The 13,082-nt window shown below is 36.0% G+C and carries 15 protein-coding genes and 1 other annotated feature (1 of these 16 running past the window's edge); all 15 genes read left to right on the plus strand.

Annotation, left to right across the window (positions count from 1 at the left end; all coding sequences use genetic code 11):
- Window positions 1-20 precede the first annotated feature (20 nt).
- The 15 genes from murG (at window position 21) to divIVA (ending at window position 12,957) form a co-directional block, all read left to right on the plus strand.
- The gene (gene murG / locus DM800_RS14835) at window positions 21-1,115 is read left to right on the plus strand and encodes an undecaprenyldiphospho-muramoylpentapeptide beta-N-acetylglucosaminyltransferase (RefSeq protein WP_001265424.1); all 1,095 of its coding nucleotides are present in this window, start codon (window positions 21-23) and stop codon (window positions 1,113-1,115) included.
- Window positions 1,116-1,176: 61 nt separating this feature from the next.
- Window positions 1,177-2,082 carry a UDP-N-acetylmuramate dehydrogenase gene (murB, locus tag DM800_RS14840; RefSeq protein ID WP_048546089.1) on the plus strand — a complete coding sequence of 302 codons (906 nt, stop codon included), beginning with the start codon at window positions 1,177-1,179 and terminating at the stop codon, window positions 2,080-2,082.
- A gap of 98 nt (window positions 2,083-2,180) precedes the next feature.
- Window positions 2,181-2,951: a cell division protein DivIB gene (divIB, locus tag DM800_RS14845; protein ID WP_016718321.1), complete on the plus strand. Its 771-nt coding sequence runs from the start codon at window positions 2,181-2,183 to the stop codon at window positions 2,949-2,951.
- Between the two features lie 400 nt (window positions 2,952-3,351).
- Window positions 3,352-4,659 (plus strand): cell division protein FtsA, encoded by a 1,308-nt coding sequence (gene ftsA / locus DM800_RS14850; protein WP_048546087.1) that lies wholly within the window; start codon window positions 3,352-3,354, stop codon window positions 4,657-4,659.
- A gap of 39 nt (window positions 4,660-4,698) precedes the next feature.
- A complete protein-coding gene (gene ftsZ / locus DM800_RS14855; protein WP_000888983.1) occupies window positions 4,699-5,853 on the plus strand; it encodes a cell division protein FtsZ in 1,155 nt (384 codons plus the stop codon).
- A 313-nt stretch (window positions 5,854-6,166) separates the two neighbouring features.
- Window positions 6,167-7,084 (plus strand): sigma-E processing peptidase SpoIIGA, encoded by a 918-nt coding sequence (gene spoIIGA / locus DM800_RS14860; protein ID WP_000261976.1) that lies wholly within the window; start codon window positions 6,167-6,169, stop codon window positions 7,082-7,084.
- Between the two features lie 19 nt (window positions 7,085-7,103).
- Window positions 7,104-7,823, plus strand: coding sequence for an RNA polymerase sporulation sigma factor SigE (gene sigE, locus DM800_RS14865; protein ID WP_000976947.1), 720 nt, complete (start codon window positions 7,104-7,106; stop codon window positions 7,821-7,823).
- 157 nt (window positions 7,824-7,980) lie between these two features.
- Window positions 7,981-8,760, plus strand: a complete 780-nt coding sequence (gene sigG, locus DM800_RS14870; protein WP_000197753.1) for an RNA polymerase sporulation sigma factor SigG — start codon at window positions 7,981-7,983, stop codon at window positions 8,758-8,760.
- Between the two features lie 172 nt (window positions 8,761-8,932).
- Window positions 8,933-9,211 (plus strand): YlmC/YmxH family sporulation protein, encoded by a 279-nt coding sequence (locus tag DM800_RS14875; protein ID WP_000619414.1) that lies wholly within the window; start codon window positions 8,933-8,935, stop codon window positions 9,209-9,211.
- A gap of 117 nt (window positions 9,212-9,328) precedes the next feature.
- A complete protein-coding gene (pgeF, locus tag DM800_RS14880; protein WP_147787108.1) occupies window positions 9,329-10,147 on the plus strand; it encodes a peptidoglycan editing factor PgeF in 819 nt (272 codons plus the stop codon).
- Window positions 10,144-10,818: a YggS family pyridoxal phosphate-dependent enzyme gene (locus DM800_RS14885; protein ID WP_147787109.1), complete on the plus strand. Its 675-nt coding sequence runs from the start codon at window positions 10,144-10,146 to the stop codon at window positions 10,816-10,818. Before pgeF ends, DM800_RS14885 begins: the two co-directional genes overlap by 4 nt.
- A 19-nt stretch (window positions 10,819-10,837) precedes the next feature.
- Window positions 10,838-11,308, plus strand: a complete 471-nt coding sequence (locus DM800_RS14890; protein ID WP_000119131.1) for a cell division protein SepF — start codon at window positions 10,838-10,840, stop codon at window positions 11,306-11,308.
- Window positions 11,309-11,314: 6 nt separating this feature from the next.
- Entirely contained in the window at window positions 11,315-11,578 is a 264-nt protein-coding gene (locus DM800_RS14895) for a YggT family protein (protein ID WP_000259082.1), read from the plus strand.
- A gap of 15 nt (window positions 11,579-11,593) precedes the next feature.
- Window positions 11,594-12,361 (plus strand): YlmH family RNA-binding protein, encoded by a 768-nt coding sequence (locus tag DM800_RS14900; protein WP_147787110.1) that lies wholly within the window; start codon window positions 11,594-11,596, stop codon window positions 12,359-12,361.
- Window positions 12,362-12,450: 89 nt separating this feature from the next.
- Window positions 12,451-12,957: a septum site-determining protein DivIVA gene (divIVA, locus tag DM800_RS14905; RefSeq protein ID WP_001131609.1), complete on the plus strand. Its 507-nt coding sequence runs from the start codon at window positions 12,451-12,453 to the stop codon at window positions 12,955-12,957.
- Between the two features lie 51 nt (window positions 12,958-13,008).
- Window positions 13,009-13,082: a binding site (T-box leader), on the plus strand; it runs 151 nt beyond the window's last position.

Here is a 13,082-nt window from a genome sequence, read left to right on the forward strand (position 1 = left end):
GAGAAGCGGAGGAGTTAGTAGTGCGTGTATTAGTAAGTGGTGGGGGCACTGGAGGTCATATTTATCCGGCTCTTGCTCTAATAAGAGAAATAAAAAAATTAAATCCGGAAGCAAGGTTTTTATATATTGGTACGGAGAGTGGATTAGAGAGCACGATCGTTCCAAAAGCAGGCATACCGTTTCAATCTATTGTTATAAGTGGATTTAAGCGTAAAATATCGTTAGATAACGTGAAAACGGTGATGCGTTTCCTAAAGGGTGTACAAGATAGTAAACGATATATTCGTCGTTTTAATCCAGATATTGTGATTGGAACGGGTGGATATGTATGTGGACCAGTTGTATATGCTGCAGCAAAATTAGGTATTCCAACCATTGTACATGAACAAAATAGTGTACCTGGTGTAACGAATAAATTTTTAAGCCGCTATGTTGATAAAGTTGCGGTTTGTTTTGAAGCGGCTGCAGAACATTTTCCACAGTCAAAAGTGGTGATGACAGGAAATCCAAGAGCATCAGAAGTAATGGATCAGAATGGAATGAAAGGAAAACGTTCAGTAGGTTTATCTCTTCCTAAAAAATCGGTACTTATTTTTGGTGGAAGTCGTGGGGCTAGACCGATTAACGATGCTTTCGTAGAGGCGATTGAACAGTTTGGAAATAAAAGTTACGAAATATTGTATGTAACAGGTGAAGTTCATTATGACAAAGTGATGGAAGCAGTGAAGCAAAAAGGGAATCCGAATAATGTTATTATTAAACCTTTCATTCATAATATGCCAGAGGTACTTACAGGTGTAGATCTTGTTGTTTCAAGAGCGGGGGCAACAACACTTGCAGAATTAACCGCGTTAGGTAAGCCAAGTGTGTTAATACCGAGTCCTTACGTAACAAATAACCATCAGGAAAAGAATGCACGTTCCGTTGTCGATAAAGGAGCAGCAAAAATGTTGCTTGAAAAAGATTTAACAGCAGAAACGCTTATTCGTGATATTGATGAGATTTTATTGGATGCACAAACATTACAAAATATGAAGCTGGCTGCGGGGCAATTAGGTATTCCAGATGCAGCAAATAAGCTGTATGAAGTAATGAATAAGCTTGTAAAAAAATAACGTTAGGTGAACGCCCTGCATACTACTGTAATAAGGATACTTAGTATGGGGGAGATTGTTTATGGAGCAATTAGTAAATGAGCTTATAGAAGCAAATGTTGGTCGCGTGTTAGTGAATGAAGCGTTAGCGCGTTATACCACTATGAAAATAGGTGGACCAGCTGATATTTTAATTGTGCCAAAGCATGTTGCCAGTATTGAAAAAACGTTGCAGTTAGTAAAAAAATATAAAACAAAGTGGACTGTAATTGGTCGAGGTTCGAACCTTCTTGTATCTGATCTAGGTATAGAAGGTGTCGTTATTCGTTTAGGAGAAGGATTAGACCACTTAGAAGTCGAAAAACATAGAGTAAGAGTTGGTGGTGGGTATCCCCTTATTAAATTATCAACTTTACTTAGTCGTCAAGGGTTATCCGGCCTGGAATTTGCCAGTGGTATTCCAGGAAGTGTTGGTGGTGCAGTGTATATGAATGCAGGAGCACATAAATCGGATATATCAAACATATTATCAAAAGCTCTTATTTTGTTTGAAAACGGAACAATTGATTGGTTAACACATGAAGAAATGGAGTTTTCCTATCGTACTTCTGTATTGCAAACGAAACGTCCTGGTATTGTTTTGGAAGCTGAGTTTCAATTGCAGGTAGGGGAGCGTGAGGGAATCGTAAGCGTCATGCAAAAGAATAAAGACTACCGTCGTGAAACACAGCCGTGGAATCATCCTTGTGCAGGAAGCATATTTCGGAATCCAATCCCATACTTTGCAGGAGACTTAATAGAAAAGGCGGGACTTCGTGGTTATCAAATAGGCGGAGCTCAAATTTCTGAAATGCATGGGAATTTTATTATTAACACTGGGGGAGCCAGTGCGCAAGATGTCCTATCTTTAATTGCATTAATAAAACAAACAATCGAGGATAAATTTGGCGTAGAAATGCATACAGAAGTAGAAATCATTGGAAGATAACGGTTATTCGTTCCGCTCATTATCATTTATGTTATAATAAGAAGATAAGAACGGCATGAGGAACATGCCGTTTTTTATGTTACGTAGGGGGATCGTACATGAAAAATAGTAAAGTGATTAAACTACAGGATCGTGTACCAAAGTTAAAAAATCAACAGAAGAAAAACAAGAAAAATGTTAATCATCGGTTGATTTTATACATATCAATTTTATTTTTATTAGTGCTCTTTTTAATTTATTTTCGGTCTCCGCTAAGCAATATCAAAAAGATAAGTGTGTTTGGAAATCATTATATGACAGATGAACAAGTGATGAAGGAATCAGGTGTGACGTATGATACAAGTTATTTCCGAGTGACAGCACATAAAGCAGAAGAAAACCTAACGAAACGAAAAGAAATTAAAGTAGTAAATGTAAAAAAACGTTTTCCAAATAAAATTGATGTTCATATTGAAGAATATTTAACGATTGGTTATATAAACAAAGATGGGAAATTACAACCGTTACTAGAGAACGGGAAAACACTTGATGTACTTCCGAACGGAAAACTTCCTGTTGCAGCACCAATTTTTGAACCTTTTAAAGAGGAAAAAATGAAGGAGTTAATTGCTGAGCTTGAAAAATTAACACCAACTATTTTAAGGTCTATTTCTGAAATTCGTTATTCACCGACGAATGCGAATGAAGATCATCTTACTTTATATATGAACGAAGGGTACGAAGTGAGCACTACGATTCAAAATTTCGCAAAGCGTATGGAAGCTTATCCGCTTATCTTAAAAACAATTGAGCCGGGTAAAAAGGTATTAATTGATTTAGAAGTAGGGGCATATACGAAAGAATTAGGAGCGGAAGAAAAAAAAGAATAGAACGATAGTTTTTACTACGTTCCTGTAGAAAAAACGAAACGAACGTTCTATTGAATGCATCTGAATTTACAAGAATGGTTCATTTGATGAAAAAGATGTAAAAATTCTTAGATTCATACTAGGATTGGTACAAGTTTCACTTTTCTATGAGTACATCTTAGTGTAGACTTATACTTGGCGGTAATCTTTACACTTGAAATAGAATTATTTCAAGATAAGCAGTTATTCACAGTTTACTGCGATATTCTTAAATGAATGTTAAATAAAAATAAGAAAAATATAGGGTTAAAAAAGGGAAACGTATAAAGACGTTGAATATTTTTCTTATAAATAGTAAAGTTGCGATTGTTGTTCCATATATTGAGTTGTATGGTATAAATAAAGAAGGAGGTGCCAAAGAATGAACAGCAATGAAATATATGTTAGTCTTGACATCGGTACATCCAATGTTAAAGTCATCATTGGTGAAATGGTTAATGACAGCTTAAACATTATTGGTGTTGGAAATGTAAAATCAAATGGTTTAAAGAAGGGATCGATAGTTGATATAGACGAGACTGTTCGATCAATTAAAAAAGCAATTGAACAAGCTGAGCGCATGGTGGGAATCCACATTGAGCAAGTTGTAGTAGGTGTCAATGCAAACCAGGTACAGCTACTTCCTTGTCACGGAGTAGTCGCTGTTTCAAATGAAGATCGTGAAATCGGGAATGAAGATGTCTTACGCGTTCTAGATGCAGCACAAGTTGTGTCAATTGCTCCAGAGCGTGAGTTTATTGATGTGGTACCTCGACAGTTCATCGTAGACGGTCTTGACGAGATTAACGATCCACGCGGGATGATCGGTGTAAGATTAGAAATGGAAGGTACACTTATAACAGGCTCGAGAACTTTACTACATAACCTACTTCGTTGTGTAGAAAAAGCAGGTCTTGAAATAGTTGATATTTGTCTTCAACCTTTAGCGGCTGCAACAGTTGCTATATCTTCAGATGAAAAAAATAGAGGAGTAGCCCTTGTTGATATGGGGGGAGGATCTACAACTTTATCTATTTTTAAAGATGGAGAGTTACAAGCGACAAGCGTATTACCGTTAGGTGGAGACCATATAACGAAGGATATTGCGATTGGGTTGAAAACTTCAACAGACAATGCAGATCAAATAAAGTTGAAATATGGACATGCTTTTTATGATACAGCATCTGAAGAAGAGATGTTTACGGTTCCTATTATGGGAAGCGATCAAACAGAACAATATTCTCAGTTGGAATTATCGGATATAATAGAGGCTCGTGTAGAGGAAATTTTAATGTTTGTTCAAGATGAAGTGCGTAAGTTAGGAGTAAAGCAAGTAGCTTCTGGCTATGTACTAACTGGTGGAATTGCTTCTATGCCGGGTGTTCTTGATCTTGCATATGATATTTTACATGAAAATGTTCGTATAGCGACTCCTGATTATATTGGTGTGCGTGAGCCCCAATATACAAGTGGAGTAGGATTAATTAAACATTCTTATCAAAAAGCTAAATTACGTGGAAAAAATGTGCAGGAAAAGCAAGAACATTTTGAACCAGTACCAGCACCAGCACCAACGCCGGTACAACAGCAACCTGCGAAACAAAAAACTCGTAATCAAAACAATAATAATCAAAATGATGAACGTATGATGTCAAAAGTAAAACGTGTATTCCGTTATTTATGGGATTAAAATTGGACACGAAAAATGAGGTTCTAGGGGGATTTCGACATGTTAGAGTTTGATACTACTCAAGATCAATTAGCGAATATAAAAGTTATCGGTGTCGGCGGTGGCGGAAACAATGCTGTAAACCGTATGATTGAACACGGTGTACAAGGTGTAGACTTTATCGCTGTGAATACTGATGCACAAGCATTAAATCTATCAAAAGCTGAAACAAAAATGCAAATTGGTGGAAAATTAACACGTGGACTTGGTGCAGGTGCAAACCCTGAAGTAGGGAAAAAAGCTGCAGAAGAAAGTAAAGAACAGATCCAAGAAGCACTTCGTGGTGCGGATATGGTCTTCGTAACTGCTGGTATGGGCGGCGGAACTGGAACTGGTGCAGCTCCAGTTGTTGCTCAAGTTGCAAAAGAATTAGGTGCATTAACAGTTGGTGTTGTGACACGTCCATTTACATTTGAAGGACGTAAACGTGCAACGCAAGCAGCATCTGGTATTGCGGCATTTAAAGAAAATGTAGATACACTTATTGTAATTCCAAACGATCGCTTATTAGAGATTGTTGATAAAAATACGCCGATGTTAGAAGCATTCCGTGAAGCAGATAACGTATTACGTCAAGGTGTTCAAGGTATTTCTGATTTAATTGCAACACCAGGTTTAATTAACTTAGACTTCGCAGACGTAAAGACAATTATGTCTAATAGAGGTTCTGCTTTAATGGGTATTGGTTCTGGTAATGGAGAAAATCGTGCTGCTGAAGCTGCGAAAAAAGCGATTTCTAGTCCATTATTAGAAACATCTATTGATGGAGCTCAAGGTGTTATCATGAACATTACGGGTGGAGCTAACTTAAGCTTATATGAAGTACAAGAAGCGGCAGACATTGTAGCTTCAGCTTCAGATCCAGAAGTAAATATGATCTTCGGTTCTGTTATTAATGAAGGATTAAAAGATGATATCGTTGTAACTGTAATTGCAACTGGTTTTGATGATAGTGCTTCGACGCAGCCACCAAAACCAATTATCCGTCCGACTGCGAATCACACGCAACAACAGCAACAGCAAGTAGCTCAACCTTCAAAACAACGTGAAGTTAAGCGTGAAATGAAACGTGAAGAGCCGGTTGTGCATGAGCGTCATACAGATTCAGATGACATCGATATTCCAGCATTCTTACGTAACCGTCGTAGACGATAAAAGAAAAGGAGCTTTTATGCTCCTTTTTTGTTTTATACAGGGAAAAGATCTGCTAAGCAGGTCTTTTTTTATTTTATATATTTCGATTTAGCCCGCTATTTGCTGGGCAGCCTGATTGGTGCGGGGTGATTAAAGTTTCACTTAATATATAAGTAAAAAGATATAGTATTCTATGAAACATATACTTTTATTTTTTACCGACAGATTTTGTCTAGAAAGCACAAAATAACAAAAAAACACCTCCGCAAATTGACACACTTTCCTATTGGATATGCATTATACTAGTCTCAACTTAAAAAAAGAGGTGAATTGTTTGGTTGTTTACGCCGACGTTGTTTGGTTGTTAAACGCCTGCATTGATTTTCTTTTACTTTTATTAACAGCAACCGTGTTAAAAAAGAAGATCAAAAGATGGAGGCTTGTGTTAGGGGCATTTATAGGTTCAACCATTGTTATTTTTGCCTTTACTCCTTTTGCTTCTATGATGACACATCCAATTATGAAACTACTGTACTCGTTACTTATTGTGTATACAGCATTTGGGTTTACAACGTTTAGAAACTATGCACAAACTGTTTTTACTTTTTACTTTGTAACCTTTATGGTTGGCGGAGGGTTAATTGGGACTCATTTCTTTTTGCAAACAAATGAAATGGTAAATGGATTGGTTCAATCTCAATCAATTTCTTACGGTGATCCAATTAGCTGGTTGTTTGTTGTTTTTGGTTTTCCAGTAATTTATTATTTTTCTAAAAAGCGTATTGAAAGCGTAGAGGTTACAAAAATACACTATGACCAAATTGTGAAATTGAAAATTCAATTAGCTGAAGAGGAACTAGAACTCGCAGGTTTAATTGATAGTGGGAACCAACTTTACGACCCGTTAACAAAAACACCCGTTATGATTATGCATATTTCATCATTAGAGCATTGCTTGCCAGCTTGGTTAACAGAACAAATTTATTCCAAAACAGAGATTCCTCAAATACCAGAAAATGATTCTGGCTGGGCGACAAAATTACGCTTAATTCCTTTCAGAGCAGTAGGAGTAGAGAATCAATTTTTATGGGCAATTAAGCCAGACAGTGTGCAAATTTATCATGAAGGTAGTTCTATTGTAGTCAGCAAAGTATTGATTGGATTAAATACACAACAGTTGTCAACCAATGGAGAGTATCAATGTATTGTGCATCCGAAAATGTTAATTTCGCAAAAAATGGTAATTGCTTAATAATGGGAGGCGGGATAATATGATGAAATTAAAATTTTATTTAGTATACCTTTGGTATAAAGTATTGTTGAAATTAGGAATTAAGACCGATGAAATTTATTATATCGGTGGAAGTGAAGCGTTGCCACCACCGTTAACGAAAGAAGAAGAGGAAGTTCTTTTGAATAAATTGCCAAAAGGAGATCAGGCAGCAAGATCGTTACTGATTGAACGCAACTTACGGTTAGTTGTATATATAGCAAGAAAGTTTGAAAATACAGGGATAAATATTGAAGATTTGATTAGTATAGGAACAATCGGCCTTATTAAAGCAGTGAATACATTTAATCCAGAAAAGAAAATAAAATTAGCGACATATGCCTCACGTTGTATAGAAAATGAAATTTTAATGCATTTGCGTCGGAATAATAAAAATCGTTCAGAAGTTTCTTTTGACGAACCGCTTAACATCGATTGGGATGGGAATGAACTTTTGTTATCAGATGTATTAGGTACAGATGATGATATTATTACAAAAGATTTAGAAGCTACTGTAGATCGTCATCTTCTAATGAAAGCATTGCATCAATTAAATGATCGTGAAAAACAAATTATGGAACTTCGGTTTGGGCTTGCTGGAGAAGAGGAAAAGACGCAAAAAGATGTGGCGGATATGCTTGGGATTTCACAGTCATACATTTCGCGTTTAGAAAAAAGAATCATAAAAAGATTACGAAAAGAATTTAATAAAATGGTGTAAAGAATAAGACCAGCCGTTATCTAGGCTGGTCTTATTCTCTTTCGTTGTATGAGAAGAGACAACGAAAATGAAAAATGAAGAGAAAACCGCATGCATAAAATCCCCTTCAAAGGAAATACTTTACACTGTACAGCAACTCCCGATAGGAGGGAACACTTTGACGAGAAACAAAGTAGAAATTTGCGGTGTTGATACAGCTAAACTTCCCGTACTAAAAAATGATGAAATGCGTAAATTATTTCGTGAAATGCAAAGTGGAGAGATAAGCGCAAGAGAGAAATTAGTGAATGGAAACTTACGTCTTGTACTGAGCGTCATCCAAAGATTTAATAACAGAGGAGAATATGTTGACGATTTATTTCAAGTTGGTTGCATCGGACTTATGAAATCCATTGATAACTTTGATTTAGGCCAAAATGTAAAATTTTCAACGTATGCTGTGCCGATGATTATTGGGGAAATACGCAGATATTTGCGTGATAATAATCCGATTCGCGTATCTCGATCATTACGAGATATTGCGTATAAAGCGTTACAAGTAAGAGAGAAATTGATTGCAGAAAATTCAAAAGAACCAACAGCAATGGATATTGCAAAAGTGCTTGAAGTGACTCATGAAGAAATTGTTTTTGCATTAGATGCGATTCAAGATCCAGTTTCATTATTTGAACCGATTTATAACGATGGAGGAGATCCTATCTTTGTTATGGATCAGTTAAGTGATGAAAAACAAAAGGACGAGCAGTGGGTTGAAGAGTTAGCACTGAAAGAAGGGATGAAGCGTTTAAATGATCGTGAGAAAATGATTATTCGAAAACGTTTCTTTCAAGGAAAGACACAAATGGAAGTTGCAGAAGAAATTGGGATTTCTCAAGCACAAGTGTCACGTTTAGAGAAATCAGCTATTAAACAAATGAATAAGACGATTCAAGGATAAGGTTTCACCATTTATGGTGAAACCTTTTTATATGTAATATAGTTTGTCTTCGCTCATAGTAGGGAAGCTGTGTTCATATAATGAAAATAATATGGGATTAGTAGAGGGTGCTTCCTGTTAATTTGAGAAACAGTGTTTTTTCAATTCGTCATATATAAGGGAGAGGATGAAAATGATAAGAATTTCGGAGTTGCAGATGAAAGAGATAATAAATGTTTCAGATGGAAAAAGGCTTGGGAATATTGGAGATATTGAAATTGATATGAACACAGGGAAGATCGGGTCTATTATTATTTCCAAACAGGCACGTATGTTAGGGATCTTTGGGAAGGATGTAGAAATTGTAATTCCTTGGGAGGAAATTATGAAAATTGGGGAAGATGTCATACTTGTTAGAGTAAATCCTGTTAATTCTGTAACAGAATCAATACAAACACCGACAATTTCATAAAGAATATTACAAATTCCTCTTTTTTTTCTGTTGGCATTATGAAAAAATAAAAGTATGGTAAAATAGACAGGAAGTACCATGCTTTTTTATGTTATTTTAATTAAAAGGAGTCACTTTATGAGACAACCATTTAAATATGTGGAAGGTATACTGTATTTACAAGCGTGGAAAGAACTTGGAAACATTACTGCTGGATTTACGACAAAAGATGGTGGGGTAAGTACGGACTCCTTTCATGCGATGAATTTAGGATTACATGTGAATGATATCGTGGAGAACGTTCATGAAAACAGACGCATTTTAGCAAATAAGTTACAAAAACCATTAGAAAACTGGATTTGCTCTGAACAAGTTCATGATCATCATGTTGAAAAAGTAGGACAACAGGAAAAAGGAAGTGGCGTCTATTCATATGAAGACGGCATTTCAAAAACAGATGGCATTTATACGACTAATAATGATGTTCTTCTAACATCATGTTACGCGGATTGTGTTCCACTCTATTTTTATGCACCATCACATGGTATGATAGGACTTGCGCATGCTGGATGGAAAGGGACTGTAAAAGAGATTGCAAAGGAAATGATTCAAAAATGGAATGCAGAAGGGATTTCAAGTGATGAAATTCATGTTGCAATTGGACCAGCAATTGGATCTTGTTGTTACGTTGTTGATGATCGAGTGTTAACAGCAGCAGAGCAAGTAGTAAACGGCTCTGTCCCTTATAAAAAAATTTCTGATGGGCAGTACGCAATTAATTTAAAAGAAATTAATCGTATATTATGTGTACAATCAGGCATAAAAGAAGAGAATATTGTAATGTCATCTCTTTGTACAAGCTGTGAAGAACAACTATTTTTCTCTCATCGTCGTGATCAAGGTAAGACAGGAAGAATGTTGAGTTTCATAGGTTTTAAGGAGGAAGAAAGCAAGTGACAGTACAAAAAAAATTAACAACTGTAAATGAAGCAATTAAACAATCTTGCGTACGAGCGGGACGTTCGTTGCAAGATATTAAACTCGTTGCGGTTACAAAAACGGTAGGAATTGAAAAAACAAACGAAGTAATTGAAGCTGGAATTATCGATTTAGGTGAAAATAGAAATGAAAGTTTCTTACAGAAGTACGAACATTTCGGTTCAAAAGTGAATTGGCATTTTATTGGATCATTACAAACGAGAAAAGTAAAAGAAATCATTAATGAAATTGATTATTTACATTCGTTAGATCGTCTTTCACTTGCAAAAGAAATTCAAAAACGTGCTGATAAGAAAGTGAAATGTTTTATTCAAGTGAAAACATCATCTGAAGAATCAAAGCAAGGATTGGCAATAGAAGAAACCGTTTCTTTTATTCAAAGTTTGCAAGAATTGGATAAGATTGAAGTGGTGGGACTAATGACAATGGCTCCGTTTACAGAAGAAGAGGAAGAAATCAGACGCTGTTTTAAGGAGTTGTGTATGCTACAAACAGAGGTGCAGGAGCTAGAATTATTACATGCGCCATGTAAAGAATTATCAATGGGAATGTCTAATGATTACACGATTGCAATTGAAGAAGGTGCTACATATATTCGTTTGGGGACGATTTTAGTAGGAAAAGCGTAAAAGGAAGGAGAATCTTATTATGAGTTGGTCAAAAGTAAAATACTTCTTTTTTGATACACCGGAAGAAAAAGAAGCAGCTCAATATAGTTATGAAAAGGAGCAAACAGACATGAAGAAGCAGCAAGATCCGCCAGAACAACAAGATGTTGCGTTTCCAAAAGCGCAACCGAAACAAAATGTTGTGAGCATTGAAACGGCAAAGCAATCTTCAAAAGTTGTTTTATTAGAACCACGCACATATTCGGAAGCACAAGGGATTTCGGACCATTTAAAAGGTAGACGAGCTGTTGTGATTAATTTACAACGAATGTCTACTGATCAAGCTGTACGTATCGTTGACTTTTTAAGTGGTACTGTATACGCTATAGGCGGGGACATTCAAAAAATAGGACCGAAAACATTTATGTGTACCCCTGAAAATGTAGATATTGTGGGTGCAATTTCAGAGTTATTCGGTGAAGAAGAAGACACAAATATAAAGAGGTGGTAATACGCCATGGTAACAGTTTTAAACGTTTTAATTACTGCTATCGAGATCTACTCGTGGGCACTTATTATTTACATTCTTCTATCATGGTTCCCTGGTGCAAAGGAATCAACTTTTGGAGAAATTCTTGCGCGTATTTGTGAACCGTATTTAGAACCATTTCGCAGATTTATTCCGCCGCTTGGTATGATTGATATCTCTCCACTCGTTGCGATTTTCACGTTAAAGCTTGCTACGAATGGTTTAATAAGTATATTCAACTATTTCTTATAGTAAGAGGTTAAATACATGAGCATCTATGAACATTTCAGACCCGATGAAGAGGTCTTTGTGGATAAGGTGTTAGAGTGGAAGCGAGCAGCGGAGTACCATCAAGTGAAGTTAACAGACTTCCTTGATCCAAGACAACAACAAATTGTCACTATGGTAATAGGACAAGGGGATGTTGCTGTACAGTTTGATGGTACAACGCCTCATGCAGAGCGTAAGAGAGCACTCATTTATCCGGACTATCTAGTAGTGAATGAAGAGGAATTTCAAGTAGAAGTATTGGAAATTGACTATCCTTCCAAGTTTTATACGCTAGAACATAGGCAAATATTAGGTACATTTATGTCTCTTGGTCTAACGAGAGAAAAATGTGGTGATATTTTGCTTCAAGAAGATCGTGCCCAAATTGTAGTCGCGAAAGAAGTTGTATCTTATATTGAGATGAACTTACAATCTATAGGGAAAGTGAAAGTCTCCTTATCACCAGTGCAAGGAGAAAAAATTCTACAGATGCAAGAAACGTGGGGAGAGAAATCTGGAACGGTTTCTTCACTTCGTTTAGATGTTATGTTAGCTGAAATGTTACATATATCCAGACAAAAAGTACAACCTTTCATAAAAAATGGTTTAGTAAAAGTTAATTGGAAAACAGTGGAGCAAACTTCTTATGAATGTTATCCAGGAGATGTTTTTTCAGTGAGAGGATATGGACGAAGTAAATTGTTTTCTGTAGAAGGTAGAACAAAGCGCGACAAATGGAGAATTTTGTATGGTATACTAAAATGATTGGTTTTTTAGAAGGAAATCCTCCTATTTTGTCGAAGAAAAGATATAATTGAAATAGGAAATTTAGATAACTACTTGGAGGTGGCGTTGTGCCGTTAACACCATTAGATATTCATAACAAAGAATTTGGTCGCGGATTCCGTGGCTATGATGAAGATCAAGTAAATGAGTTTCTTGATCAAATTATCAAAGATTATGAATTAGTCATTCGTGAGAAAAAAGCTCTAGAAGAAAAAGTTGCGCAATTAGAAGGGAAGTTAGATCATTTCTCTAATATTGAAGATACGTTAAACAAATCTATCATCGTTGCACAAGAAGCAGCGGAAGAAGTAAAACGTAATGCGCAAAAAGAAGCAAAATTAATCGTACGTGAAGCTGAAAAGAATGCAGACCGTATTATTAACGAAGCGTTAGTAAAATCAAGAAAAGTTGCCTTTGATATTGAAGAGCTAAAGAAACAAGCGAAAGTATTCCGCACTCGTTTCCGTATGTTATTAGAAACACAGCTTGAAATGTTAAACAACGATGATTGGGATAAACTAATTGAGTTAGAAGACGAAGTAGATGAACTGTTGAAAAAAGAAGAAACAGTGTAAGCTTGACGTTTTTCTCATTATTACATATAATTTTAAACAACATATTTATTAAGAAAAACGAAGATAGGGATAAGTACCTTTTTCATACCTTATATAGCGAACTGAGGATGGTGTAAGCTCAGGAT

It is taken from the genome of Bacillus sp. AY18-3, assembly GCF_008042305.1.
Lineage (GTDB): Bacteria > Bacillota > Bacilli > Bacillales > Bacillaceae_G > Bacillus_A > Bacillus_A wiedmannii.